We start from the raw sequence: 26,118 nt of genomic DNA, 5'->3' as shown, positions 1-26,118 counted from the left end.
CTTACTTGGAGAACTTGTCGATCCCTTCAACTACATTCCTGAGCAATTGTCCTGCGATCTCCTGTGTTGGCCATGAACCAAGACCACAATCAGGACCAACATATTTGATGCGTTCCCCGAATATGGAATCTGCTTTTTCAAGGCGCTTTGCAATAACATCCGGAGTTTCCATTTCCGTTACTATCTCAGGCAGATACTGGGTGTCCTTCCAGACATTGGTGTTGTACTTTTCATTAAGCACAGATGCAAGGTTGAAGATATCGGTCCTTGCAACACCCACACGCAGGAAAGAGTCAGTATCTTCCAGAACCTTCCTGTCAATAAGATCGAGATATGAAGGATTTGCTGCAGACTCCACACCTATGACATTGATACCCGGTGTATCACAGGCTATCCTGTAATGAAGCGGGGAGTGAAGATGGATCTCCACATCAACATCCTGCCTGCCAGCATAGTAAGTGGCAGTGCTCAGTGCTTCTACCAGTTCGGCATCCTCGAACATGACCTGTGGATTGATACCGATACTTGGCTCATCAATGGAGACTGTCCTGATGTTGAAGTTCTTTGCAGCCTTGATAGAATTGCTTATGAAACGGTCGATGCTTACTGCGAGCAGGTTCAGGATGTCGGTGTACTGTGTACCCCCGAAGTCCTTAAGATAAAGCTCGAGCGGTCCGGTCACACAGATACGGACATCCGGCTTTTCACCGGTCTCATCACTGTACTCTGCAGCAGCTTCTTCTATAACATCAAGCTCAAGGATACGTGCGCTGTCCTCTTTGACCTTGAAAGGTTCTTCCACACATTCCGGATCATTGATAATTGACAGGAACTGCTGGTTCATGTCCTGAAACTGGGGATATGTTGCTACCTGCACACCGGCATCAAGTTTCTGGCTAAAGGCTGAACGTATGACAGAAAAAAGCTTCTCATCACTGTCCCTTTTCGAAAATGCACTCTCCATCCACTCCTTTGTTACGCCTTCCGGTAGCGGATAACTGCCAATGTCATCAAAGATCAGGTCACTCATAGCTACCGTATGTGCGAGTATCATTTATAATGTTAGCGAATTATTTTCTTTGGGAGTGTGGATGCCGATCTCAGGAAAAGACTATTGGATACCTTGAATCGAAAAAGTGAATAAGGTGCCCAGAAGGATGGGGAAAAGGAACCAATATCGAACCTGCAAGTTTTATGTTATTGACCACAGAAGACTCCTTCCGTAAGTTAAATATATATGCCAATAGTGCATAAAAATCTTTACATATGCTAAAAGCCTATAAGTATCGAATATATCCAAATAAGAATCAAAAAGAGATTTTTGACAAACATTTTGGTGCTTGTAGATTCATCTATAACTGGGGATTAAATCACAAACTTGTTACATACGAGAAGGATAAACGATCCTTGAGTGAATTCGATATTAATAACATGATTCCTGGGCTGAAAAAGATACATGTTTGGTTGAATGAAGTCAATTCTCAATCATTACAACGTTCAATCGGGAACATGGATTCAGCGTTCAAGAAATTCTTTAAGGAAAAGACTGGATTTCCCAAATTTAAGTCAAGGAAGAATCCTGTACAATCATTCCAGATCCCACAGCATTATACAGTAAATTTTGACAATAACATGATCAAACTTCCAAAGATCAAGGAACCTATCAAAGCACGATTACATCGAATGTTTGATGGGAAAATGAAGATTGCAACGGTTTCGAAAACAACAACTGGGAAATATTACATCAGTATCCTTGTTGAGAACGGTCAGGAAGTACCAAAGAAAGTGGATATTGATAATGTTATGGGAATTGATGTCGGGCTAAACCATTTTGCCATTCTTTCGAACGGTGAAAAGATCGATAATGAGAAGTATCTGAAGATGTCAATACAATATTTACAGGTATTGCAACAACGGTTATCTCGGAAACAAAAAGGTTCGAATAACTGGAACAAGCAAAAATTACAAGTTGCAAAGTTACATGAAAAAATCGTTAACCAACGTAACGATTTTCAGCACAAACTTTCTTTAAGATTGATAAGCGAAAACCAAGCAATAGCAATCGAAAGTTTGAATATTAAAGGGATGGTGAAAAACCATTGTCTTGCACAAGCAATCAGTGATGTTTCATGGGGAAGTTTCATTGAGAAACTCCAGTATAAAGCCGATTGGTATGGAAAGACCGTTATCCAGATCGGTCAGTTCGAACCATCATCCAAATTGTGTCATGTGTGTGGTTACAAGAATATTGGATTGAAACTACATCATAGAAAATGGACATGCTCCGACTGCAATACCGTACATGATCGGGATATTAACGCTGCCATCAATATCAAAAATATCGCATTTAACACCGTAGGTACTACGGCTTGAGCTTGTGGACGTATTCTCACTGGAGAAACGGATGAAACAAGAAGCCCCTTCCGAAAGGGAGGAGTGGTTCACAAGTAAAGACTCCCAAATTGAAAAGAAGCTTAAAAGAAAGTGATTTTCTTAAATAATATCATTCTACCACTGGTGAGATAATTGAAGATAATGATCATAGGCGGCTTTCTCGGAAGCGGCAAGACCACTACATTGTTAAAGCTCGGTAAGCATTTGAGCGAAACCGGCCACAAGATCGCGATAATCGTGAACGAGATAGGTGAGATCGGACTTGACGGTGACACACTTTCAAGCACCGGGATCGTCACCGAAGAACTTACAAGCGGCTGTATCTGCTGTACTCTCAAGATCAGCATGGAATACACCCTTTCCAAACTTTCAGATGACTTCCACCCTGACGTTATTATTATCGAGCCTACTGGTATCGCATTCCCAAGGCAGATCAAGGAAGATATCAGCCTTATGAAGATAGATGACTTAAGCTTTGCACCTATCGTGAACATTGTTGATGGAACAAGGTTCAACACCGAGATAAAGCAGACACCGAAGTTCATCCTGACACAGATAGAAGATGCTGAGATCCTCTGTATCAACAAGGTCGATATCGCAGAGGAAGAAAAGGTTGCAGAGGTCAGGAATTTCCTGGAGGAGATCAACCCCGAAGCAGAAGTTATCGAATTCTCTGCAAAGGAAGCCGATGAGAAGTTCCAGAGGCTCATAGACCTGCTGGCAGGCAAGAGCAAGGAAAGAGAATCAAGGGAAGCTATCAACTCCATTGAGGCCTCTGAGGTCAGTTCCTATTCCGGAGAACTTACCATCAAAGACTGCGAACTGGAAGAACAAAAAGCAGAAAAGTATGCAACAGATGTCTTGACCTCCATCAGCAATCAGGTCAAAAAGCTCAATCCGGATTTCGTAGGTCATATAAAGATGGCTCTGGAATACCCCGGAACCCTCATGAAAGCCAGTATCACATCTTCAGAGAGCATACCCAACATAGAGTTCTTTGAAACAAAAGGCAAAGATTGCAACGTGAAGTTCCTCTCAGCAGTTACAAATGTGGAAAAGGAAGAGCTTGTGAAGATCGTTGAGGGTACGATAAAAGAACACCTGGAGCAGGAAGGAATACCTTTCAGTAACAAGGTCAAGAATATACAGACCATCAACATCCTTTAAGGATAAGAAACATCAAAGGAATTTCTTCGGGAAAGAACATCACTTTCCTTATCTCTTTTTTTTGTAGAACAGTATTTGGATTTCAGTTATCAATTTAGTTTGCAGTACACTGATCTATATACTGACCGATGCTCAGTTTTCCTCGAATAGTTCAATGCCTTCGAACCTGCATTCCGCAAGTCTTCTTTCAAAGGCCAGATAACGAAAACGCTTGAACAGTGCATACATACTGAAATACAATCCGAACAGCCTTTCAGAATACCTGTCCCCGAGATAGAACACTTTCTTATCGTCCCGGACCGAGTCGTCCACAAACCTTACCACCCCACCGGGATTGGTCAGTTTTACCAGAGTACCCTGGGGAAGCCGGGGTCCGAGTACAATGGCATCCTCTTCCATTCCATCATCACCTAAGGTATCTTCAATGAAACCGTAGTTGAATATTGTAGGTATCGGAGAAAAAAGGACTCTTTTGTACTCATCATCCACTTTTTGGTACTTGAAAAAGCTGAATTTGGGAGTCTCGATCCTAATCTTCATTATAGAATAATCAACTCCTTTTTTATAAAACGCTTTGCAGACTACTTTTCAGATAGAGGTATCTGAACCAGTAGTCTCAAAGCAGTACAGGCAGAATATATTCAAAGAAGAGATAGCCTTCCACAATAAATATCAGAGGCATCCCGATCCTGAATGTCTGATGCCTGGTCTTGTGCCTGAACTTCTGCATTCCCGCTATGGAACCCATGCTCCCTCCCAGCAATGCCCAGGTGAACAGGGTCTTTTCCGGTATCCTATACTGATTTCTGATGGCCTTCTTTTTGTCGGAGTACATCAGCCAGAAAGCATAAGCATTTACTAAAAGAAGATACAGAAGAAAGTACATGTATAATTTCATATTCCATTCTCCCTAATCTGTATTGATATGTTCTTCATGCCTGAATTACATCGAATCCGGTGCACCCATTCCAAGGGTGTCCAGAGTGTTAGCAAGTACTATCCTTGCACAGTCCACAAGAGCCAGACGGCTTGCACGGACATCCTCTTCTTCAGCATTGAGGACAGACACGAAGCGATAGAACTGGTTGAATGCATCTGCAAGTTCTCTTCCGTAGATAGCAAGCATATGAGGTTTCAGTTCCTTTGCACACTGGTCAATCACATTGTCGAACATTCCCATCTTCTTGATAAGAACTATCTCAGTATCTTCCACAAGAAGTGAAGGGTCAATAATTACCTCGCTATCCCACAGGCCTTCATCTTTTGCCTTTCGCAGGATACTGCAAGAACGTGCATGTGAGTATTGTATGAAAGGACCGCCCTGTTTCTCGAAATCAAGAGCTTCTTTCCAGTCGAAGACCGTGGATTTCTCAGGTGAGACCTTCACGATATCGTACCTGACAGCACCAATACCGACCATGTCAGCAACCTGTTTCTTGAAATCTTCAGGCATCTCAGGGCGGCGCTTGTCCACTTCTTCCAGTGCCCGGACCTTGACCTGGTCGAACAGTTCGTCGGCACTTATGAACTTGCCGCGCCTTGTGCTCATTGAACCTTCAGGCAATGAAACGAACTCAAAGATAACGAACTCAGGTTCTTTTTTGCCTATAGCATTCAACGTGGCCTTGAGCTGACCGGAGATCAGTTTATGGTCTGCTCCGAAGATATCGATGATCCTGTCAGCACGCTCACCCTTCCATTCATGGTATGCAAGATCACGTGTTGTATAAAGTGAAGTACCATCAGAACGCTGGATAACGAGAGTCTTTTCAAATCCGTAATCCAGAAGATCCACAACAAGCGCACCATTATCAATTTCAGTACGTCCTGTAGCCTTGATCTCATCCACTATCCTTGAAACATCACCGGACCTGATGAAACCTGATTCCTTCGGGAACTCGTCATGGGAGACGTTCATCTTTCCAAGGGTTTCCTTGATACCTTCAACTGCAAGGCCTACAGCCTTATCGAAACGCTCAATTGTCTCCGCATCACCGCTCTCAACAAGCTGCATGAGCCTGTCTATCTCAGCAACCTTTTCGGGGTGTGCTTCAAGTTCTGCGTTCGCCTTTATGTAAACATTTGCAATAGCGTGGTCTGGCTTGGAACTTTCATCGAACTCGAAATGCTCAAGAGCCCAGGAAACTATGGCTATCTGGCGGCCCATGTCATTTACATAGTAGTGCAGTTCGACATCATATCCTGCACGTTTGAGAATGCGACCGAGGGTATCTCCGATAATGGAATTTCTTATGTGTCCCACATGAAGAGGACCGTTTGGGTTAGCAGAAGTATGCTCAAGCAGTATCCTGCCCTCACAGAAATTGCCTCCGAAAGACTCTTTTTTCTCCCGGATCCCTGACACAACAGCATCAATGAAATCGCGACTGGCACTGATATTCAGATATGGGCCCAATGCCTCTATCTTACCAATATAGGAACCCTCTGGTATTACTACCTCAGAAGCGATCCTGTCAGCAACGTCCTTTGGACTCTGTTTTGCAACAGAGGCCAGCCTGAAAGCAACCCTTGACGAAAGGTCTGCATGCTGGGAAGGGCCAAGCTCCAGATCGTTCACTTCAAAACCTGCTGAACGAACAGCATCGTTCAGTACGAATGTAACTTGTTCTATAAAATCTAAAAACAAAATGATCACCTGTTAATTAACCTCAGATGCCTGTGTTGAAACGCAGGATAGCAACGATACCACCAAAAGCGTTCAGAAGCTGTGCACCTTCTTCAAAGTCAGTGGAAATGAACTCTACCGTAGTACTCATCTGGTCACACATTTCGGATAGTTCATCCACAACATCGACCTTTTCCACGACCTCAAGATAGGAACCACATTTCGGGCAGTTACCAAGACTTGTCTTCGAATCACCCGGCTTGAACTCACTGGTTGTCTTTTTCTCATAATCGCAAGAAGTACACCTGACGGTCGTCCTCTCAGCTCTTAGGTCTTCTGATACGAGCATTATATCGACAGCACCGATAATGAGATTCTCTCGTACATTGTCCTCACCATAGGTCGCTTTGCCTGAATCCGATACCAATTCCCTGAAGAACTGCTGCATCAGTTTCTTCTCTACCATGAGATCAAGGTCCTCAAGCCTTTCACTTGCCGCGTTCACAAGTTCTGAAAGACCGGACTCGTCTGTATATGCCACATCGAAAAGCCCAAGCACCTTCTTCTCGATCTCGTGGTGGAAGAAATGACCGGACTCGAACTCCTCTTTTGTCGGTGACGGACCGCCAATAAGCACACCTTCAAAGTCCTTCTGGTCAACTGTGAGGAAGACCTCACTTGCTGCATCACCGATACGCTTGTAGAAATCGTGTATCGCAATAAGCCTGAGCTGCTGGAACCTGTGGGCACTCTGTCCTCCTTTCCTCTGTTTTCCCGGTACAGTTGAGGTCAGGTTACGGTATGGCTCTATGTGCTTGCCCACCAGAAGACCAACTGCAGCCTCACGCCTGTCAAGAACAAGCAGACCATAGGTCTTTGCTTCCCTTAGCATCTCCTCTAACGGATCAAGGTAGAATGATGAATCACAGTGATACCTGTATGTAATAATAGGCTGTGGAGGCTCAATAATGGTTGTCTCCATATTTGTCTTGTTAGCTCCGATATCAACAGCACCTGTGAAATAAACGATACCGTTCTCAGGGACTGTCACATACCTGAGTCTGGACATGATGGACTCTATGGCACCCTGTACATTTGTCTTGGTCAGCTTGGATTTGATGTTGGAAGCCTGACCGTGCTCTGTCTTGAGCTGTGCAACCACATCTGAAAGCTGTTTGTCAGGTGGAATGTACAAAGAGATAAGCTCAGTACCACGCCCTCGCTTGTCCCTTAATGATTCAAGTTTCTTTTTAAACTCGTATTTTTGGTGTGAAGATTGGTCAACCATTGTGGGAATACTCCATAATAAGGATCAATTGGGATTATAGATGCGTTGAGCATCTTGATGATTATGTTCTGCATACAGAACATGGATGCTATTAGCTAAATGGATGTACCCTATGTAAACAAGGATATAAATATAGATTGTGACTGAGGTGATAACCAGCAAGAACCCTGATACCAGGCTTTAGTCAAGATAGGTAACTTTGCCATCCTTTGAAATCAGTGCGATACGGCTTACTTCTACTTCATCTGCAATGCTATATCCAAGATGCTCGGCAAGTTCTTTTGCAAAGCTGACAACTTCCTCATGTGAAGGCATCGCTTCACGAGGAAGGCGACTTCTGGAAAAACCAAGATGCATATATGCCTTGACCTCAACATAGTCCGGGTTTGCTATCTCAATAAGGCGTGCATAGCCTGCCGGATCGATCATGTTCATGCCCTTCACAAGAGTTATGCGTATTGCCTTACGGTTATTCTTCTTTCCAAGTATTTCCAGGGACCTGTTGATATTACCCCATAGTTCGGTGGATTTCGGATTGCAGACCTTCTCATATGTTTCCCTGTCAGGAGCATCAAGGCTCATGTATAATTGGGAAGGTTCGATCCTCTCCATCATATCAGGAACAGTACCGTTACTTACGACAAAAGTTGTAAAACCCTGTTTTTCGTACTCTTCCACAAGTTCAGGCAGATACGGATACAAGGTTGGCTCCCCTGAAAGTGATATAGCAACATGTTTGGGCTGGTTTGCTTCCTCCCAGCGCTCCCTTGGCGCAGAACCACCAAATCCGGATATTAATTTTCGCTGTGCTTTGATTGATGACCCCACAATTTCCACTGGAGAATCCCAATTTTTCGGGAAAGATACCTCCGCTTCTGTAGGCCTCCAACAAAAGAGACAGCGTTGGTTGCATCTCAAAGTAGGTGTCATCTGCAGACAACAATGTGAAGTGATACCATAGAACCTTGACTTATAACACTCACCTTCATCTTTTATGGAACGACCAAGCCAAAGGCATGTCTTTACAGCAGAATGAGTACCTGCAAGGCTATATCCCTGCTTTTTCAGCAAGGCCTCAAAGTCAGGTATTTCAGGAATTGTTATAAGTTCTTCCTTATCTTTCGAGGACATCTGGTGCATACTTTCCTGTTGCACTATATATAGTGATCGGAATTAAAAATGAGTCATCATCTTTCACTGTAGAAATACGAACAAGACAAATTTGCCATTAGTTTCAGGATCATAAAATGCTCATTCCGAAAATATCAGGAAGTATTCAGGAAGATAAAGTATCATTTCAGAAGTGCAGAAGGGTTGTCCTGAGAGTGGAAAGGTCCACGATCGGAACCTGAGCAGGGGTTGGCATTAAATTTACTCTCTTCTGGAACTCTGTCTGTGACTGCCATGTACCGGAATTTATCGCAAGGACATTCTTGTATCTTCCAATACCTATGGTATGAACATGCCCACAATGAAGGATATCGGGTATTGTATCAATTACAAAATGGTCCTGTTTTTCCGGTGCAATGGAAACCCTGCTTCCATATATAGGAGAAAGATGCCTGCGCTTTAACATCTCTATCATTGCCTTTTCAGGCTCCTGATAGGAAACTCCCGGAACCGATGCCACCAGGTCATCGATGGAACGCCCATGATACATCAGGACCTGAACACCATCAAGGTCCACCAATGCAGGATTTCCCACAAAAATGATCCTATCCTCAAAAAGAGAAGTTATGCGCTCCGGAAAACGGGGCTGTGGCTCTGCCTGACGGACTGCATCGTGGTTTCCGGGTGATATTATTATCTGAATATGTTCCGGTACCTGACTGAAGTATTCAGCAGCCTTTGCATACTGATCATAGATGTCAAGAATGTCCAGCTCATGTTCCTGCCCCGGAAAAATTCCGATCCCATCGACCAGATCGCCTGCTATCACAAGGAACCGGATATCTTTGGAAAGCTCTCTCATTTGCTCATTGTCACACTTTCCATTGAGAAAATCAAGGAAACCGCACCATTCTTTTTCAAGGAAGGTCGAGCTTCCGATATGAACATCAGATGTGAACACTGCTTTGCCCCAAGTACCTTCCCTCCTATGTGAGATGTTCGGAAGGTCTGGGAGGATTAACTTCTTTGCAATAATAAGACTGCCATCATTGGTCAGGGAACCGGTGATCCCAATAACCTCGTCCAGAATTATCTTGCTGGCCTCTTCGAACAGATCTTTCTCCGCCTGATGCACAAGCACCAGAAAAGAACCTGTGGGATCTTCCAGCTGCAGCATCTTATGGCCATTTGCAGTACTCCTTACCTCGGATACCATTCCAATGATAGAAACTTCACTGTAATCACCACCTCCGCTCCGCTTTAACCCGCTTCCATGCTTGCGGTTCTTGTTAAGGCTCTCAATTGGTCTGGCAGTTATCCTTCCACGGATCATGTCACTGAGCTTGCTATACCTGTTCCTGAAATACTGGACGAATTCCATATATTCGCCAACACATGTTGACATGTCCGTGATATCAGACATTATATTGATGTTGTTGACATTGTCATTGCCATTGGAATTGGTATGAATACCGGTATCCGATGATCTCTTACTTCCATAACCAGATGGAAACGAAGAAGAATATTTTTTTGAGGGTGAAAAAGTGGATGAAGATACTTCACATGTAACTTTAGATTCATTTTTAGATATATCCGATGAAGGTGATATCACTGGCTCTAAAGGCACTTCCCCAAAAGTAGCCTCTGAATTCTGTGAGACCGGTGAACAAATCTGTGAAGAAGCCTCTGAAGCTGCTCCAGAGTCAGCTTTCTGACCGGTCGAATATTCAGATTCAAAGGACGGAATATCAATGTGTTCGATTTCAATAACAAACACCGACTCATCGATATGTCCAAGGATGTAACAAACCAGGTCCTTTGGTGAACTGTGAGATGCGATCAGATCTACAGCTTCAGGGCTGATCTGATACCCGGCTTCTAAAAAAGCTTCCTGAACATTGATCTCTTTCATTGTTGGACCTGAAATTACCAGTGGAATTTAGCAGTTTTTAAAAAATTTCATTCGATTCTTACAATTGACAAACAATTGAATTCTGTATTATTTCCTATTAGTTCAATCTTTAGGAACTAAGTTGTAATTAGTATGTCAACCCTTGCATCAAACAAAAGCACTCCTATAAAATAAATAGGCTACGTAATGAATGTATCAATACCAAATTTTTTAACTAATCAGATTCTATTATTTCAAAGATAATATGGACATAAAAGCCTCATTCCATACATTCAGAACGAGTGATAAATTCTGGATATCCCTCTCAAGGGACATTGTTTCTGTAATTCTGGCCGTTCTGGCATTTGCAGTCATTTCCCAGGCGTTATTTGGGATGTGGACACCTATGGTTGCTGTTGAATCCGGAAGTATGGAACCCCATATGAAGATCGGGGATATAATTTTCATTGAAAACATAGACAGGACACAAATAATAACTAATCAGGATGCTGCTCCAAATTACATATCCTTCGAAAAAGAAGGTGACGTTATACTTTACCGCCCTTACGGACAGGAAGATGTTACCCCGATCATACACAGGGCCATGTACTTTGTTGAAGCCGGGGAAAGTATGTGGGAAAGCGGTCCAATTGCACCACATAGTGGTTACATCACTAAAGGTGATAACGAAAGGACAAACATGTACTATGACCAGCAGGGGCAGATAAGTTATCTTCAACCTGTAAAAGAAGAATGGGTCATTGGAATTGCAAGATACAGGATACCATATGCAGGCCATCTAAGGCTTATGCTTTCATAATTTTCCTGTTGTAATACAGTTATAAATGTAATCTTATTTTCCTTTTTTCTTCCTTTTTGAACAAAGCGTATGATGCATCAAAGATGCATCTGTGCTGTGATCACCGGTTTGAAACCTGCAAGCATTCCCAGTCTGTAATCCTCAAGAAGTACGCGGCGTGTGCTTTCAATCGGTACGCTCAGGACGATCTCTTTTGTTCTTCCATAACGCCCTTTGCTTACGACCACCGCATTAAGAATACCCAGCATATCCAGTTCCGAGATCAGGTCAGTGACCCTTCTTTGCGTCAGGATGTCCATATCAACATTCACACACAACTGACGATAAACGTTGTATACTTCCCCTGTAGTCACATTCCTGTGGCCATTGTTCCTCAAAAGCATGACACTATAGAGAGATAATTTTGACTGTGTGGGTAAAGTTCTGACAACTTCCACGATACGATCGATCTCTATCTTTTCCTGAGCCATTCTTACGTGTACTTCACCAACATGCGTTTCATTCTCACGCTCAGCAAGTTCACCGGCAACTCTCAAAAGATCAAGTGCACGCCTTGCATCACCATGTTCCTGGGCTGCAAAGGCAGAACACAGGGGAATTACCATTTCGTCAAGCACCTCTTCTTTGTATGCAATGGATGCTCTTTGCCTCAGGATATCACTGATCTGTTCAGCATCATAAGGAGGGAAAATGATCTCTTCTTCCCCAAGTGAACTTTTTACCCTTGGATCAAGGAATTCCGTAAATTTCAGGTCATTAGAAATACCGATCATACTGACCTTCGCATTTTTAAGATCAGTATTGATACGAGAAAGATTGTACAGAACATCATCACCTTTCTTCACAAGTTTATCGATCTCATCAAGAATAATTATTATAACCTGCTTTTTTGAATCAATAGCTTCTTTGAACTTTGTGAATACCTGATCAGTCGGCCAACCGGTCATAGGAATATCTTCACCGAAATGTTTTGCAAGGTTTGCCAGCAGCCTGTATTGTGTATCAATTACCTCACAGTTTAGATACAGGACAGAACAATCAATATTGATACCATCACTTTTCCTTTCAAGCTCAATACCAACATAGCGAGCAACAGCTGTTTTACCAGTACCTGTTTTTCCATAGATAAGAATGTTTGAAGGTGTATCTCCCCTAAGTGCCGAAACAAGAATAGTAGCAAGAGTGTTCACCTGCTCAGTTCTGTGAGGAAGGGATGCAGGCGTATATGAAGGTCTCAAAACTTCTTTATTCTTAAAAAGAGATTCATTATGTAATAAGTCTTCAAATAAGCCATCTAATGATTTGTTCTCCATTTTTAACCTTCCATATATATGTGTGATGAGATTGGATAGCAAATAAACCTAAAGCATAACAATGATCCTACTAAATAAGAAACGTCATGCTAATTGGTCTAGAGCTGTTATTAATTTACTATGATACTGTACTACCTGCTACAAATTCACATCTGAAATAATTCATAAGCAAACTGAATGTTACATGAATATATCAAAATGTGACCCTTAAATTTTCCACACGATCCAATGGAAGTGTACCTTATTAACCCTTATGGTTATAACCCCTTTATTTCCATTGCAGTTCTTTATAAATTTAAAGAAATAATAACAAAAACAGGTTGTAATGAATAATCTTATTTTTTAGTTAAACCTTTTCTTTATATACATTTTTTTAAAAAATGTTTCATTTGGAACTAGACCCCTCTATTTCTCATGGAAACTATATAAAGAAGGGTGACCCTATGGTTTCGACTGGAATGCAGAAAAAAATAAGAGAACATATTTTTTATTATGTTAAAAAAACAAGGTGTTCCGAATATAAGAGTAATAGGTAATAAAGGTTTCTTAAGAAAAAGATAAGATTACAAAAAATAACTAAAATATTCCAGTCGAAATGATGGGGTGACCCCCCTACTGCAACAAAAAAAATGTCAAAGCAAAAAATGACTTCAAAAATAGGATCTAAATTATTGCCAAAAAAGAATTAGCGATTAAATTAAAATTCAAAAGTCATAAAAGGTAACAATATAATAAAAATCATGGACATAACAAAAATGAACAGAATCATAAAAAGTTCAAACAAAAGGTACATTCAAATTTTGAAGCCGATTTGTGATTTTTAATGTAAATAACATTTTCACGTCAAAAATCCTAACAAAAAAGTGAAAACCATCACCACTATTATCTTATTTTGAACAAAATCGTTTTAAACAGGTTATATGTTCTATTAAACGAGAATTCATGGAAAAAACCGGAATATGCAGAGATGAGATCCTCTCTATCTTAAAAAACGCTAAATCAGCAGATACTAGTTATGATCGTGTTCTAAGTTCTATGTGTACTTATCCACATGAAATTGCAGTTTTAGCACATACAAATTTCATTGAAGCTAATATGGGAGATCCTGGTCTTTTCCCTGGAACTTACGGTCTTGAAAAAGAAGTCCTCAGGATGTTCGGTTCTCTTTTACACCATACCAATGATCCTGAAAAATGCGGTTATTTAACAACTGGTGGAACCGAATCTAATATACAGGCAATAAGATCCATGGTAAATTCCTGTCGTGATATTAAAAAACCAAATGTTGTAATGCCTGAGTCTGCACATTTTTCGTTTGACAAAGTTGCTGATCTGTCAGGAATAGAAATAAGGAAAGCTTCACTTGATAAATTCCTAAAAGTTGATCTAAAAGTTGTAAAATCATTGATAGATGAGAATACAATAGGTCTTGTTGGTATAGCAGGAACAACAGAATTTGGTCAGATAGATCCTATTGAACAACTTTCAGAGATTGCTCTTGAGAAAGATCTTTTTTTGCATGTTGATGCTGCATTTGGTGGTTTTGTCCTTCCATTTATGGATCTGGATTATCGTTATGATTTTGAGGTTGAAGGTGTAACTTCAATGACCATTGATCCTCACAAGATGGGCTTGAGCACTATTCCTTCAGGAGGATTACTGTTCCGTGAAACTGAATATCTGGATGATCTTGAGATACACACTCCATATCTGAGCATCAGTAAACAATATTCACTCACAGGTACCAGAAGTGGTGCAGCAGTGGCTTCAACATATGCTGTGATGAAACATCTTGGAAGAGAAGGGTACAGGCATGTGATTGATCAATGTATGGAAAAAACAGAAGATATCGTTTCGGGTGCTAAAGCGCTTGGCATCGAAACTGTCATTGATCCTGTTATGAATATTGTAGCGCTTCAGGTTCCGGATTCTGATAATATTAGAAAAAGATTGCTTGATGAATTCGGCTGGCATGTTTCAATAACACGAAACCCCCGGGCTCTGCGTCTGGTGATCATGCCTCACATTAATAATAGTACGATCGAACTTTTCCTGAATGATCTTGAAAAACTGATCTGATGAAAAGATCAGTTTATTTTTGATCAATTTTTCAATTCATTCTATTTAATTTTGGTTTAAGTTTTAAAATTGCACGGATTGAGGGGATGGTTCGATGGCACCTAGCCTTGAAACTTGTAAAGGCGTGTGTCCATCGAATCCGTGGCTAATACTACCTATGACATGAGCATATATACTCTTAAGCCAAGCGGGGTGAAAGTATTATTTTAAAAAATCATGTTATCAAGTATTGATCACATTATCTTAAATGCGAGCACTAAAAGTGTTTTCCAGATAATACTAAATACAATAAAGCCAAAATTTATATCTATGGCAAATTCTTTCAAAATTGGAACAATTATCGGTATCCCTATTAAGATACACATAACATTTCTTTTAGTTCTTCCGTTCTTTGCAATCATTTTTGCCATGAACCCGGCACCATATGGTTTTAGTGACATAGTGCCGGTATCATTGGGATACGCCTTATCTTTTTTGACAACTATACTTCTCTTTGGTTGTGTTCTGCTTCACGAGCTGGGCCATTCTTATCTTGCAAAGAAGTACGGTGTTAAGATCACAGATATAACTTTATTCCTGATAGGTGGCGTCTCTTCCATGGAGGAGATCCCAAGAGACCCGAAACAGGAAGCAAAGATGGCTTTTGCAGGACCTTTGGTCAGTTTTATTATTGGAGGTTCATTGCTTCTGCTTAATTTTGCGGCAGCAAGTGCTATTGCTTCGTTTGCAGATTCGGTCATATTCAGATTGGTACAGATGTTAGGTTCCATCAACATAGTCCTTGGTATGTTCAATCTGCTCCCTGCTTTTCCTATGGACGGCGGACGTATACTCCGTGCATGGTTTGCAGGGAAAATGCCCTACATACAGGCAACCCATGCAGCAGCAGGTGTCGGTAAGATGTTCGCGTTCCTTCTGGGATTTCTGGGTCTGTTGTCAAATCCCTGGAACCCATGGCTGATCCTTATTGCTATCTTTGTTTACATGGGGGCATCAGGTGAAGACCGTTCCACAGCTGTTACAGTGACCCTTGAAAAAGTACCTGTCAGTGAGGTTATGACAAAGGATATAGTTTCGGTGGAGCCATCATTGACAATAGATGACCTGACCCAGTTCATGTTCGAAAAGAAACATATGGGATATCCTGTGATAGAACACAACACTTTAAAAGGTATCATTACATTTACAGATGTACGCAAGGTAATGCCTCTGGACCGTTACAGTATATTGGTGTCCGATGTTATGACAAAAGATATTGTAACAATACCAAAAGAGGCGACTGCCGCAGATGCTTTTAAGCTGATGGTCTCTAACAACATTGGCAGAGTATTGGTGGTCGATGAAAGTGGTTCTGTGTCTGGTATTCTTTCCAGGACCGACCTGATGCATACAATGATGTTATTGAACGAGTGATGTAGAAAATGGACAGTATGACCTACAAAACAGCAGAAGAGAAATCAGATGACCAGTTCATCACGGATTCTCAGAAAGCTGCTTCTAATTATAATTACGATACGGTATCGGGTTCGACCTATTCAGGCCAGGGCGATGCAACTTTTTCACAGACGCCTTCTCTTGCTCCCATGGTAAAGCAACCGGATGCTCTTCAGCCCGCTCCCCAACCTTCCCAGATCATCATCGTGGGAACCGCACATGTTTCAGAAAAGAGCGTCAATGAAGTAAAAGATACCATTGAGCGCGAGAAACCGGATATAGTGGCCGTAGAGCTTTGCAAAAGCAGATATGATTCACTGAAAGGTGAAGTTAAGGATTCGGAGATTCCCATCAAGGATATTCTAAGCGGTGGTAAGATCTACTATTTCCTTGTACACCTGTTGCTTGCCTATGTGCAGAAGAAGATCGGGGATGAAATGGGTGTCCAGCCTGGTGCTGAGATGATCACTGCTATCGAGGCCGCAGAAGCCAGTGGAGCACAAGTTGCTCTTGTTGATCGTGATATCCAGTTGACCCTGCAGCGTTTCTGGAGCAAGATGGGATTCTTTGAAAAACTGAATATTGTTGTAACTCTTGTTGCATCTGCTTTAGGGATCGGCTCATCAAAGAACATTGATATTGATAACATCACCAATCAGGACATGGTTACCATGCTCACAGATGAGCTGCGTGCTGCGTCTCCGAATGCTGCCGCTGTTCTGATCGATGAGAGAGATGCTTACATTGCAGGAAATCTCGTCAAGATCGCCAAAGGAGGCAATAAGAAGATAGTTACAGTTCTTGGTGCCGGGCATAAGACAGGTGTTGAGAAATATCTCAAGGATCCAAAGTCCATACCTCCGATGTCCTCACTTACTGAACTTCCCCAGAAGCGTTTCAATTTCATGAAGATAATTGGAATTGGTATCGTCGCTCTGGCCATTGCAACCTTCGTGTTGCTGATAATGTCAGGTACACCGATCGAGTTGTTGCTTCTGGCTTTTGGCTGGTGGTTCATCATAAACGGAATCTTAAGTTCCCTCGGAGCTGCCCTTGCAAAAGGACATCCGTATTCTATCATCACTGCTTTCCTTGTGGCATGGCTCACATCCCTGAATCCGATGATGGCAGCAGGATGGTTCGCAGGACTGATGGAAGCTAAACAGAGGAAACCTACCACTGAAGACCTTAAGGAAGTTGTCAAGCTTGAAAGTTTCAAAGAGCTTCAGAAGAACAATTTCTTCCGAGTGATCATGGTAGCTGCATTTGCCAATATTGGAAGTACCATAGGTACGTTCCTTGGAGTTTATGTTATGGTTCAGGTGACAGGGCAGAATCCAATAGACTTGATCAGTGCAGGTCTTACAGCGATAGGTCTTTGAAGTGACCTATTGCTCATTATCTTTTTGATGATGGTTTTTGTATCAGTGGAATATCAGGAAGATTTTCCCAGACATCTTCATAATTATCATATTTTGTCAGCACATCAATAATAACAGGTAACGGGTCTGCCCATATCTCAGGAAGGTCAGCTTCGCCCTCTACCTTTATTTCGTATGCAAGTTTTTCTTCCGGAGGGGTGAACTGTGCATCAACGCTTTTCTTATTCCCTCTTGCATCGATGCGATACCATCCGATCTCAGGCAGGTAGACAGCATTTAATCCGTGAAGGCAGAACGGTTCACCATTTTCATCCCTGCTCAGACGCTGGTAGCAAAGCCCGGTGGGAATAGAACTTGCTCTCAATAAAGCTGCAAGCAGATGGCTTTTTGCATAACAATAACCAGTACCTGCTTCCAGTACCTCTGAAGCTTTCAGTGTAATAGGGTTCATGCAGTGGTCATGACTGTGATATATCTCATCCCTTACCCACTCAAAACAGTTCTTTGTTATTTCGACGACATCGTCCAGCCCGAAAGCAAGTTCTTTTGCCAGCTTTTCGACTTTCGGATGGTCCCAGTCGATTATCTCAGTAGAACGTAGGTATTCCTGCATGGTTTCACCTGTGAAATTCTAAGACTTAAATGTAATGGTTTAGAAAAGTCTGAGCAGAAATCCTAAAAGAAACCTAAAAAGAAAAGAGAAAAAAGAACGACCTTATAAGAGGTCGTGCAGGTTGAATTTGTGTGGTCCGAGGTTTCCGCCGTAGTTACCTGCGGTGATCTTCTTGACACCTGGAACTGTTACAGCTGCTTCGATACCTGCTGCCATTGCTTCGTTGATCGCGTCTGCATCTACACCGTTGATGACGATCTCATAGACACAGTTGACATCTGCAGGGATCTCTGAACCTTCTACCTGGTCCTTGATGCTTGGGCAGAACTTCTCGTTAGCTGTTGCCTTGAGGAACTTGTAGTTGTTTGCTCCTGCTTTGGAACCACTTGCAACGATTCCGCCTGGGAATGGTGTGACTACACCCTCGACAGCCTGGATGGAATCAACTGCATTTTCTGCTGCTGTAAGAGCGTTCATCTGTGAGTCTGCGAAGATGAAGAAATTTCCACCTGCAATAGCTTCTATTCCACCAATGGAATCTTCTACAAGGAAGTCACCCTCCATCATTGGGATCACGTGCATCTTGCGGCCGCCGACCTCTGTCTGGGATTCTGTTCCGTCTGCGAAGTACCTGAGCTTATTTCCGGTGTCAAACTGCTTCTCTGCATCAGGGAAACCGTTGAACACTGCGGTTGTTGGTGCTGTCAGGATACACTGGCCAATGCGCTCCAGAAGCTGGCCTTCAAGTGACTTGTATCCGAAGGTGTAGATCTGTATGTAAACACCAGGTCTGCCGTCTGGTGTCTCACTGCCGTCTACGTACATCTCAATGCCGGCTTCAGCAGGGCATCCAATGACGGATGTTCCGAATCCGGTTGCTTCCTGAGCTGCAACTGTTGCCCAGCGCATTGTTGCGGCTGTGATCAGTACACGGGCCATTTTGATTGGAAAGGCCTCTGCGAATGTATCTTCGATCTCTACTCCGTTAAGTTCCATTAAAACACCTATATAATTGATTATTTAGTATGGTTTAGAAGACTATTAAAATACATATATGTTATGTCCATAGCGATTAACATATTCTTAGGGTCGAATGTCAGATTAGCGTATTTCAAAGAACTCATTCTTTCTTTTTTCCACAGCTGGAACAGGCTCCTCCATGTACACAAATAGTTCCTCCACATTCAGGACAGGTCCATCTCGTCTTTTCATTTGCAACAAATTCTTTTAAACCAAATTTTTTGATATATTCGAGATTTTCGATCATGCTCATATTGTATTTGGTTCGATACCTTTCATCTAAGTGTTTCAATCTGCTGCAGGGGAACTTTTCACACTCAAAACAGAATTGTGCCCTGCCATTTTCAAAAGTAGGACAGTGCTTGATCTGTTTGCATTTGGAGCGAGTAACATCTAATCCTCTACATCCGGGGCACTTATTTTTCTCCCTCAGGTAAGCTATGCAGATGCCACAATTCATTCCGCATGGGGCTATAAGTGAAAGATCGTCCGAGGTTTCCATGGTACTATACTATTTTATTTTTCAAACTATACATATAGTTCCCATAGATGTAAATAGCGCATTCTAATGGAGAATTCAAAAAATCCCGTAGATTTCCAGTTCAGCTCTTTGTCATAAAATTTATATATGAATTTGGTTTTAATGAAATAAGATGAAATAATTATAGAAAGTTTTAGTATTTTTGTATAAAACAATGAAGAGCAGAGGGGCATTGTTAATAAAATGTGGGGATTCAAAATGGACATGCAACCCAACCCGGGACAAATAGTTCGCGTGGATATAATCAGAGATTACAGCTGGGCGAAGATGATCAGTCTTCTAATGATAGCATATTTCTTTTTGATTCTGGGTATTTTCATTGATATTTTTGAGATATTAGGCTATATTACATGGTATCTGGTTATTATGGCATTATTTCTATGGGACCGCACTACTGTGGAGGTGACAAACGATATGATAAAAATTCACCGGTCCCTTTTTGGTTCTACAATCCTGAATAAACAAGACATAGCAGAAACCTTGATCAAAAGTAACTATAACTTTGCGGTTCGGTGTATATTGTATCTGATTATGGTACTGACATTAGGATATCTTTTCTATGGTACATTTTCTGATATTCAAGAATATCAAATGCAGAATGCTCCACTAGAAGGGTTAATTCTTTTAATCGTCTCTAAATTTATGTTAATTTCTATGTTTTCAGTATTATCTTTTAGTCTAGAGAGAAGGCTCAAACATTCTACTTTACTCAAGGTGAATACAAAGGATCAAAGTTTTGTGTTTTATCCCGATAAACCGGATGAATTTGAAAAAGTCGTTACTGATTGTAGTTGATCACAAAATATGTTACAAAAGTCATTACTCTTCGACGTTCAGACAGTTCATTAAGAGTCAGTACGTTTCCCCGCTATAGTTCTGTAAAAAAAGCTGATAGAACTTTTCCTCGCCGGTTTTGTATTCTCCAATATCCATTACAGAATCCTGTATCAGAATAGCAGCTTCATCATATTTTTCAATTCTTGAAAAGGCATTTGCAACTGCAGTAACACCTAATGAAAGTTCTGAACGCATTGAAGATATGCATATCTCCTGAAGTGAAATGATAACCTGCTGGATCATTTCATCAGCCGTTTCATTCGATTCGCTCTTAAGGGCTGTAATTCCAATTTCTTCGATTTCTGTTATGGTCCTTAAGGTTTCATTTTCAAAATGCTCGCGTGAGGCTGCAACTCCAAGGTCACGCATTGCCCAGTTTACCTCCAGCACATCTCTATAGGGCATGAATTTACTCATTCTCCTGAAGGAATCCATCAGTTTTTTGAAAGCATCCTGCCTTTCGTTGCTTTCCAGTCTCAGGATCTGAGTACCAATATCACGCATTGTGAGTACTATCGATCTGGCATAAGGTGCATGTTCTTTATTTGCTGCTATTCTTGCAAGTTCCAGCATTTCTTCATTTACTGCTGTCATTGTGGATGTGTCCCCTGAAAACACAGCATTGTCACCTATCTCCCTGAACATGATCAGACCCTTTTCCACGGTGCTTTCATGTTTCAGGTTTGCAGCTGTCCTTACTATATCTCCCGCAGATCCTGCGAACTGGTATTGTATATATTCTCTGTGTTTTCTTTTTGCCACTCCGAAAAGGGATAACATTGTTGCCAGCGATTCGATAGCACCAGCCTGACTTCCGTGTTTTGAGGCTGAAGCTCCGATAGTACCAATGGCATTGACAATATCTTTTGTTGCCTTGCTGTCATTTTCCAATGCAATGAGTCCCATTTCAAGCAAATGTGCATCCACGTGTCTGGTGATCTCTGTGGTTTCCTTTGCGCCTGTCATTAGGTTCTTTGTGATGATGGTGATCTTTTGCAATCCTGTTCTGAACTTCTCTTCATCACTGTCCCTGATAGCGCATCGAATACTATCAACAGCCGGGGACAATGGGTCATCTACATCTCTTGATGTGTTTTTTGTTGAAGTCTCTATCAGGTTATAGGAAGTGACATTTTTAAGCATGCCATCGAACTCTTTTAAGATTGACTCGTTGTAGAGGTTCTTTGTAATAGTTGATCCGATATAGGCCAGGAACACAGCAACGGCAACTACAAGTCCCAGTAAGGACGGGTCATTAAGTTCCAGCAGGTGTGCTATGGAAATAGAAAATATGGTGGTGCCTGCTATGAATGAAAACGTGTAATTGACCTTATTTCTTTTCGAACTTTGCCAGAGAGTAGTTGCCCATAGGGATCCAAAGAGAGCCAGAAGCATACCATCGGTGGCAATATCTGGTGTAACTACACCTGTCAACAGTGCTGCTATTATTGATATCTGAACTGAAAAGGCTCCAATAGCAAGATCTGAACCAATACCTGACAGGTCCATTTTCAGGTTGTGGCGTATCATCATATCAGAGAACAGGAATGCTGCTGTCAGACCTATTACCAGAGTGGTATCGATGATCGTGGTTAGTAGGATCTCCATATTTTATCACTATCCTTTATCCTGAGGTTTTTTTCAAAGCTTTGCTCCACAGTATTTACAATAGTAAGCATCAGTATCGTGACCCTGCAACCCACAGTTGTGGCACACGATGTTCAATGCAATGTCCTTTGTTTCTTCGCCTATTTCTATAGGCATGGCTTCCATACTCCTGTTAATTATCGAATGGGTAATGATGCCTGTGGGAACCGCTATTATGGAGTAACCGAGTAACATTACAACGGATGCCAGTACCTGGCCAAGCGGAGTAACAGGTACGAGGTCTCCGTATCCCACAGTTGTCAGTGTTGTTATAGCCCAGAAGATACTTCGTGGGATACTTGTAAATCCGTTTTGTTCTCCTTCAATGACATACATAAGAGAACCTAATATTATTACAAGGTTCAGGACAGTAAATGTGAAAACAGTTATCTTTTTACTGCTGTCTTTAAGAGCCTGTACCAGTATTTCGGCCTCTGAGAGGTACTGGACGAGTTTGAGCACCCTGAATATCCTTAGCAATCGCAATACTCTTATTATTAGCAGATACTGGCTTCCTGGCAGGAGCATGCTAAAATAAGTTGGAATTATGGCAAGAAGATCGATTATCCCAAAAAAACTGGTTGCATAACGCACTTTGCTTTTGACACTAATGATCCTCAGGAAATACTCAATGGTAAAAAGGGCGGTGAATATTAGTTCTGCCATGTAGAGCTTTTCATGGTGAACACTGCTGATCGAGTGGACACTGTCGAGCATTACCACGACAACACTCAGAACTATTGCTGCAATCAAGGCAACATCAAAATATTTTCCATAAGGAGAATAGGATTCAAAGATCAGTTTGTAGAGCTTCAAACGCCAGCCGTCAGTATCTGGTCTGTTTTCCCCCTCTTTGCACAATCTGTATACCATTATCCCTCTCTTAGAAACAATGCAATGACTTGTGTTCTATTATGCATGTAGCACCTGAAACCTAAGACCAAATATATCTTTATTGTATTATAAAGCATTCTGAATTACAGGCCGGTTCAACAAAACATTTATTTCCTTTCATCTCATATTTGAGATGCATCTCATATTTGAGCCAACAAAGGTCCTGAAAATGCATCGCATAAATTCCTTGAAACACCTGGCCCTTCTGGGCGCACTCAAGAGACCTGTTAAGATCTCTTCCAGTGAGTTTACCAAATATACTTCCACCGGTTCCAAGACAGCTGCAAGAACGTTAAAACAGCTTGAAGAGGAAGGTCTGATCAAGCGTAGTATTATTCCTGAAGGTCAGATGATCTCCATAACCGATGAAGGTCGCACATGGCTTGAGAGAGAATACAGTGATTACAGACACATCTTCTGTGGAGATGAAAAGAAGGTGGAGCTGTATGGAAATGTGATAACAGGGCTTGGTGAAGGTCAGTATTATATTGCCCAGGAAGGTTACCGTTCCCAGTTCGAGGAAAAGCTGGACTTTGTGCCTTATCCGGGTACGCTTAATGTGAGACTTACCGATCATAGTGCAGACATACAGAAGAACAGAAATCTGAAGAATATGATACAAATATCCGGTTTTACTAACGGGCAGCGTACTTTTGGAAGCTGCAACTGCTATTTTGTGGAGGTTGAAGGCATCCCCGGTGCAGTGGTGACACCTGAACGTTCACATTATCCCCATGATCTGCTGGAGATCATATCCCCTGTCCATCTCAGGGAGACACTGGATCTCAAGGACGGGGATGAAGTAAAGATTACAATAGAAGACCGAAGCGCATGTGAGTGATCCTATGAGTTCCAATGAAAATTACACTGATAACATCAACAAAGCATTGAAGGCCGCACAGAACGGTGAGATGTTCTTCATCTTCGATTCCGACAGTCGTGAAGGAGAGACCGATTTTGTGATCGCTGCAGGAGCCGTCACTCCTGATGATGTCCGCTGGATGCGCAGGGACGGCGGTGGATTGATCTGTGTAGCTCTGGATAGCGATTCTTCCGAAAAGCTTGGACTTCCATTTATTTCCGATATCCTGCGTGATGAAATTGACAACTACCCTGCCCTTGGCACTACCGTTGAAAGAGGTGGCGATCTTGCCTACGACAGCCGCTCTTCATTCTCCATCTGGGTGAACCACAGGAAAACACGCACAGGTATCCCTGATAATGACAGGGCACTGACCATAAACGAGCTCTCAAACATCACCGAAAAGGTACTTGATGGCGAGAATGTGGACTTTGGTTCCGAATTCCGCACACCCGGCCACGTTGCACTTCTGCGTGCAGCTGACAGGTTGGTCCATGAGCGCAGGGGACAGACCGAACTCTCCATTGCCATTGCAAAGATGGCTGATGTCACACCTGCAATGGTGGTCTGCGAAATGCTTGACGATGCCAGCGGCAAGGCCCTCTCTAAAGAAGATGCAATAAAATATGCCCAGCTTCATGGTCTTGTCTTCCTTGAAGGACAGGAGATCGTGGATGCATATGAGCAGTGGGAGAAAGCTTAAAGCTTTACTTTCACACCCTTTTTTACCTTTTTTTCAGAAAGAATGATATACTGAAAAGTCTTATTATAGTTCGACCCCGTGGGGCCGTAGGGTAGCCTGGTCCATCCTGCAAGGCTGGGGGTCTTGCGACTTGAGTTCAAATCTCAGCGGCCCCATCAAACCCGAATTGCGACTCGGCAGTCCGCGTCCGCTTCGCGTTGCTCAAGCGGACTTTTATTAAATCCCGTCATTTTTGTGTTCTTTTATCCTCTTATTGGAAGGCTTGCCAGCAAAGTAAAGCATATTCTCCATTATCTTTTTCATTTGGTATTATTGGGATTCATTTTGCAGGAATGTTTTCTTCTGCAGCTTCTTCTTTACATTTTCTCATATCATTATTAAAAAACAAAATAGCATTAATTATAAATGTTTAATGTTGCATATCTCTAACATATAGTTTGAATTAGATAACTTTCATGGAGATGGACAAATGGAAGCGGATATGGTCAGGTATGTGCCGGGAATTATTGGAATTTCAATAGGAATTATGGTTCACTCCATATACAGCATCTGGCGTAAAAGAACCGGATATTATGAACATGGTGTAAGGACAAGGACAGAAAAAGTGAGAGGGATAGTCGTAATATGTACGATTGCTGTGTTAATGATGCTATCTGCTTTGATTCTCTGGGATATGATAATCTATGGAGACACTTTCGGTTTGTTCAAATCAGAAACACGTGAAGCGCTGGCAATAATATTTCCGGTTTTACTGATTATTGGAGCTTTAATTTCCTTCATTTACGACCTCAGGCACAAAAAAACCGGGGAGCCTGATCATGATGAGCGGACAGAAAAAGTTTCAGGAAAAGCGGCAAAAGCCACGATTATTGTGCTGATGGCTACATGTGCTATAATTCTGGGAATGTTCTTGTTGGGTCTGATTTTGTGGCAATTCCAGTTCTACGGGGGCGGTGCAGCACTCATTATTATGGCATCAATGCTCACGGTAATATTCCTGTACACTGCTACAAAGCCCCGGGAATATTTTATACGTGATGAAAGGTCTGTAAGAACTAATGAAAAAGCCGGCTATCATGCCTTCTTGATACTTTTAATATGTATTTCGATCCTTACAGTGACAGACTGGTCCACTGATATACTTTACAAGGATGTGAGTGCGCCTCTAGCTATTATCGCGATGGGCTCATGGTCTATCCTCAAATGGTATTATGATAAGAAAGGCTATGAGACAGATCCATGAAAACCAGAATCAAGGAACTCCGGGCTAGGTATGATCTCACTCAGGAAGAGCTTGCGAAAAGGGTTGGTGTCAGGAGAGAAACGATCCTGTTTCTGGAAAAGGGAAAGTACAACCCATCCCTGAAATTAGCCTATACCATTGCAAAGGTTTTTGATTCAAAGATAGAGGATGTATTTATTTTTGATGAAGAATGAGCTCTGTAGAAGTCTTCAAATGAACTATAGACACAATCCTGGCAGGCAGATTAAATTATC

The 26,118-nt window shown here is 41.9% G+C and carries 24 protein-coding genes and 1 tRNA gene; 12 read left to right on the top strand and 13 right to left on the bottom strand.

Going from position 1 to position 26,118, the window contains the following annotated elements:
- Position 1: 1 nt before the first annotated feature.
- Positions 2-1,030: a methionine synthase gene (locus tag E7X57_RS02525; protein ID WP_135610193.1), complete on the bottom strand. Its 1,029-nt coding sequence runs from the start codon at positions 1,028-1,030 to the stop codon at positions 2-4.
- A gap of 236 nt (positions 1,031-1,266) precedes the next feature.
- Here E7X57_RS02525 and tnpB point away from each other — a divergent pair, with 236 nt between their 5' ends.
- Positions 1,267-2,373, top strand: coding sequence for an IS200/IS605 family element RNA-guided endonuclease TnpB (tnpB, locus tag E7X57_RS02520; protein WP_135610191.1), 1,107 nt, complete (start codon positions 1,267-1,269; stop codon positions 2,371-2,373).
- Positions 2,374-2,535: 162 nt separating this feature from the next.
- Positions 2,536-3,561, top strand: a complete 1,026-nt coding sequence (locus tag E7X57_RS02515; RefSeq protein ID WP_244603571.1) for a GTP-binding protein — start codon at positions 2,536-2,538, stop codon at positions 3,559-3,561.
- 132 nt (positions 3,562-3,693) lie between these two features.
- On the opposite strand, the gene E7X57_RS02510 is transcribed toward E7X57_RS02515, so the two are convergent.
- The 6 genes from E7X57_RS02510 to E7X57_RS02485 form a co-directional block, all read right to left on the bottom strand.
- Positions 3,694-4,101 (bottom strand): inorganic diphosphatase, encoded by a 408-nt coding sequence (locus E7X57_RS02510; protein ID WP_135610187.1) that lies wholly within the window; start codon positions 4,099-4,101, stop codon positions 3,694-3,696.
- A 76-nt stretch (positions 4,102-4,177) separates the two neighbouring features.
- Positions 4,178-4,459 (bottom strand): DUF1294 domain-containing protein, encoded by a 282-nt coding sequence (locus E7X57_RS02505; protein WP_135610184.1) that lies wholly within the window; start codon positions 4,457-4,459, stop codon positions 4,178-4,180.
- Between the two features lie 45 nt (positions 4,460-4,504).
- Positions 4,505-6,208: an arginine--tRNA ligase gene (gene argS / locus E7X57_RS02500; RefSeq protein ID WP_135610182.1), complete on the bottom strand. Its 1,704-nt coding sequence runs from the start codon at positions 6,206-6,208 to the stop codon at positions 4,505-4,507.
- Between the two features lie 22 nt (positions 6,209-6,230).
- Complete coding sequence (gene prf1, locus E7X57_RS02495; RefSeq protein WP_135610181.1) at positions 6,231-7,475, bottom strand: peptide chain release factor aRF-1; 1,245 nt, start codon at positions 7,473-7,475, stop codon at positions 6,231-6,233.
- A 180-nt stretch (positions 7,476-7,655) separates the two neighbouring features.
- Positions 7,656-8,606, bottom strand: coding sequence for a 4-demethylwyosine synthase TYW1 (gene twy1 / locus E7X57_RS02490; RefSeq protein WP_135610179.1), 951 nt, complete (start codon positions 8,604-8,606; stop codon positions 7,656-7,658).
- A gap of 166 nt (positions 8,607-8,772) precedes the next feature.
- Positions 8,773-10,497: a DNA-directed DNA polymerase II small subunit gene (locus E7X57_RS02485; RefSeq protein WP_135610177.1), complete on the bottom strand. Its 1,725-nt coding sequence runs from the start codon at positions 10,495-10,497 to the stop codon at positions 8,773-8,775.
- Between the two features lie 244 nt (positions 10,498-10,741).
- Here E7X57_RS02485 and E7X57_RS02480 point away from each other — a divergent pair, with 244 nt between their 5' ends.
- The gene (locus E7X57_RS02480) at positions 10,742-11,296 is read left to right on the top strand and encodes a signal peptidase I (RefSeq protein ID WP_135610175.1); all 555 of its coding nucleotides are present in this window, start codon (positions 10,742-10,744) and stop codon (positions 11,294-11,296) included.
- A 77-nt stretch (positions 11,297-11,373) separates the two neighbouring features.
- Here the strand turns inward: E7X57_RS02480 and E7X57_RS02475 are convergent, their stop codons facing one another.
- Complete coding sequence (locus E7X57_RS02475; protein WP_135610173.1) at positions 11,374-12,609, bottom strand: ORC1-type DNA replication protein; 1,236 nt, start codon at positions 12,607-12,609, stop codon at positions 11,374-11,376.
- A 942-nt stretch (positions 12,610-13,551) separates the two neighbouring features.
- On the opposite strand from E7X57_RS02475, the gene mfnA reads away from it, so the two are divergent.
- From mfnA to E7X57_RS02460, 3 genes are all read left to right on the top strand, one after another.
- On the top strand, positions 13,552-14,688 hold the full coding sequence (mfnA, locus tag E7X57_RS02470) for a tyrosine decarboxylase MfnA (RefSeq protein ID WP_135610172.1): 1,137 nt from the start codon (positions 13,552-13,554) through the stop codon (positions 14,686-14,688).
- A gap of 309 nt (positions 14,689-14,997) precedes the next feature.
- Positions 14,998-16,101 carry a M50 family metallopeptidase gene (locus E7X57_RS02465; protein WP_135610170.1) on the top strand — a complete coding sequence of 368 codons (1,104 nt, stop codon included), beginning with the start codon at positions 14,998-15,000 and terminating at the stop codon, positions 16,099-16,101.
- A gap of 17 nt (positions 16,102-16,118) precedes the next feature.
- Entirely contained in the window at positions 16,119-17,504 is a 1,386-nt protein-coding gene (locus tag E7X57_RS02460; protein WP_371413144.1) for a TraB/GumN family protein, read from the top strand.
- Positions 17,505-17,520: 16 nt separating this feature from the next.
- On the opposite strand, the gene E7X57_RS02455 is transcribed toward E7X57_RS02460, so the two are convergent.
- The 3 genes from E7X57_RS02455 to E7X57_RS02445 all read right to left on the bottom strand — a co-directional run bounded on the left by E7X57_RS02455 (position 17,521) and on the right by E7X57_RS02445 (position 19,639).
- A complete protein-coding gene (locus E7X57_RS02455; RefSeq protein WP_135610165.1) occupies positions 17,521-18,117 on the bottom strand; it encodes a transglutaminase family protein in 597 nt (198 codons plus the stop codon).
- A gap of 102 nt (positions 18,118-18,219) precedes the next feature.
- Positions 18,220-19,113 (bottom strand): formylmethanofuran--tetrahydromethanopterin N-formyltransferase, encoded by an 894-nt coding sequence (fhcD, locus tag E7X57_RS02450; RefSeq protein WP_135610163.1) that lies wholly within the window; start codon positions 19,111-19,113, stop codon positions 18,220-18,222.
- 124 nt (positions 19,114-19,237) lie between these two features.
- Positions 19,238-19,639, bottom strand: coding sequence for a DUF3795 domain-containing protein (locus E7X57_RS02445; protein ID WP_135610161.1), 402 nt, complete (start codon positions 19,637-19,639; stop codon positions 19,238-19,240).
- A gap of 237 nt (positions 19,640-19,876) precedes the next feature.
- Between E7X57_RS02445 and E7X57_RS02440 the strand changes: the two genes are divergently transcribed.
- Complete coding sequence (locus E7X57_RS02440; protein ID WP_135610159.1) at positions 19,877-20,473, top strand: hypothetical protein; 597 nt, start codon at positions 19,877-19,879, stop codon at positions 20,471-20,473.
- A 57-nt stretch (positions 20,474-20,530) separates the two neighbouring features.
- Here E7X57_RS02440 and E7X57_RS02435 read toward each other — a convergent pair whose 3' ends face one another.
- Both E7X57_RS02435 and E7X57_RS02430 read right to left on the bottom strand, forming a co-directional pair.
- A complete protein-coding gene (locus E7X57_RS02435) occupies positions 20,531-22,123 on the bottom strand; it encodes a hypothetical protein (RefSeq protein ID WP_135610157.1) in 1,593 nt (530 codons plus the stop codon).
- 33 nt (positions 22,124-22,156) lie between these two features.
- Positions 22,157-23,035, bottom strand: coding sequence for an ion transporter (locus E7X57_RS02430; RefSeq protein WP_135610155.1), 879 nt, complete (start codon positions 23,033-23,035; stop codon positions 22,157-22,159).
- Positions 23,036-23,225: 190 nt separating this feature from the next.
- On the opposite strand from E7X57_RS02430, the gene E7X57_RS02425 reads away from it, so the two are divergent.
- The 5 genes from E7X57_RS02425 (at position 23,226) to E7X57_RS02405 (ending at position 26,058) form a co-directional block, all read left to right on the top strand.
- Complete coding sequence (locus tag E7X57_RS02425; RefSeq protein WP_135610305.1) at positions 23,226-23,897, top strand: winged helix-turn-helix domain-containing protein/riboflavin kinase; 672 nt, start codon at positions 23,226-23,228, stop codon at positions 23,895-23,897.
- Between the two features lie 4 nt (positions 23,898-23,901).
- Entirely contained in the window at positions 23,902-24,621 is a 720-nt protein-coding gene (gene ribB / locus E7X57_RS02420; protein ID WP_135610153.1) for a 3,4-dihydroxy-2-butanone-4-phosphate synthase, read from the top strand.
- Positions 24,622-24,701: 80 nt separating this feature from the next.
- A tRNA-Pro gene (locus tag E7X57_RS02415) sits at positions 24,702-24,776 on the top strand.
- A 314-nt stretch (positions 24,777-25,090) separates the two neighbouring features.
- Positions 25,091-25,864 carry a DUF2178 domain-containing protein gene (locus E7X57_RS02410; protein ID WP_135610151.1) on the top strand — a complete coding sequence of 258 codons (774 nt, stop codon included), beginning with the start codon at positions 25,091-25,093 and terminating at the stop codon, positions 25,862-25,864.
- A complete protein-coding gene (locus tag E7X57_RS02405; protein ID WP_135610149.1) occupies positions 25,861-26,058 on the top strand; it encodes a helix-turn-helix transcriptional regulator in 198 nt (65 codons plus the stop codon). Before E7X57_RS02410 ends, E7X57_RS02405 begins: the two co-directional genes overlap by 4 nt.
- The last annotated feature ends 60 nt before the right edge of the window (positions 26,059-26,118 follow it).

The sequence above is a fragment of the Methanococcoides sp. AM1 genome (assembly GCF_900774055.1).
Classification (GTDB): Archaea; Halobacteriota; Methanosarcinia; order Methanosarcinales; family Methanosarcinaceae; genus Methanococcoides.
Note: the sequence above shows the minus strand (reverse complement) of the source record. Positions and strands in the feature narration are given on the sequence as shown.

Coding starts and splice junctions, on each gene's coding strand:
- ribB (WP_135610153.1), top strand. CDS start 23,902: ATGAGTTCCAATGAAAATTACACTGATAACATCAACAAAGCATTGAAG.
- E7X57_RS02505 (WP_135610184.1), bottom strand. CDS start 4,459: ATGAAATTATACATGTACTTTCTTCTGTATCTTCTTTTAGTAAATGCT.
- E7X57_RS02510 (WP_135610187.1), bottom strand. CDS start 4,101: ATGAAGATTAGGATCGAGACTCCCAAATTCAGCTTTTTCAAGTACCAA.
- mfnA (WP_135610172.1), top strand. CDS start 13,552: ATGGAAAAAACCGGAATATGCAGAGATGAGATCCTCTCTATCTTAAAA.
- E7X57_RS02460 (WP_371413144.1), top strand. CDS start 16,119: ATGACCTACAAAACAGCAGAAGAGAAATCAGATGACCAGTTCATCACG.
- E7X57_RS02480 (WP_135610175.1), top strand. CDS start 10,742: ATGGACATAAAAGCCTCATTCCATACATTCAGAACGAGTGATAAATTC.
- twy1 (WP_135610179.1), bottom strand. CDS start 8,606: ATGTCCTCGAAAGATAAGGAAGAACTTATAACAATTCCTGAAATACCT.
- E7X57_RS02475 (WP_135610173.1), bottom strand. CDS start 12,609: ATGGAGAACAAATCATTAGATGGCTTATTTGAAGACTTATTACATAAT.
- E7X57_RS02430 (WP_135610155.1), bottom strand. CDS start 23,035: ATGGTATACAGATTGTGCAAAGAGGGGGAAAACAGACCAGATACTGAC.
- prf1 (WP_135610181.1), bottom strand. CDS start 7,475: ATGGTTGACCAATCTTCACACCAAAAATACGAGTTTAAAAAGAAACTT.
- E7X57_RS02405 (WP_135610149.1), top strand. CDS start 25,861: ATGAAAACCAGAATCAAGGAACTCCGGGCTAGGTATGATCTCACTCAG.
- E7X57_RS02445 (WP_135610161.1), bottom strand. CDS start 19,639: ATGGAAACCTCGGACGATCTTTCACTTATAGCCCCATGCGGAATGAAT.
- E7X57_RS02485 (WP_135610177.1), bottom strand. CDS start 10,497: ATGAAAGAGATCAATGTTCAGGAAGCTTTTTTAGAAGCCGGGTATCAG.
- E7X57_RS02435 (WP_135610157.1), bottom strand. CDS start 22,123: ATGGAGATCCTACTAACCACGATCATCGATACCACTCTGGTAATAGGT.
- E7X57_RS02465 (WP_135610170.1), top strand. CDS start 14,998: ATGGCAAATTCTTTCAAAATTGGAACAATTATCGGTATCCCTATTAAG.
- E7X57_RS02425 (WP_135610305.1), top strand. CDS start 23,226: ATGCATCGCATAAATTCCTTGAAACACCTGGCCCTTCTGGGCGCACTC.
- fhcD (WP_135610163.1), bottom strand. CDS start 19,113: ATGGAACTTAACGGAGTAGAGATCGAAGATACATTCGCAGAGGCCTTT.
- E7X57_RS02525 (WP_135610193.1), bottom strand. CDS start 1,030: ATGAGTGACCTGATCTTTGATGACATTGGCAGTTATCCGCTACCGGAA.
- E7X57_RS02410 (WP_135610151.1), top strand. CDS start 25,091: ATGGAAGCGGATATGGTCAGGTATGTGCCGGGAATTATTGGAATTTCA.
- tnpB (WP_135610191.1), top strand. CDS start 1,267: ATGCTAAAAGCCTATAAGTATCGAATATATCCAAATAAGAATCAAAAA.
- E7X57_RS02440 (WP_135610159.1), top strand. CDS start 19,877: ATGGACATGCAACCCAACCCGGGACAAATAGTTCGCGTGGATATAATC.
- E7X57_RS02455 (WP_135610165.1), bottom strand. CDS start 18,117: ATGCAGGAATACCTACGTTCTACTGAGATAATCGACTGGGACCATCCG.
- E7X57_RS02515 (WP_244603571.1), top strand. CDS start 2,536: ATGATCATAGGCGGCTTTCTCGGAAGCGGCAAGACCACTACATTGTTA.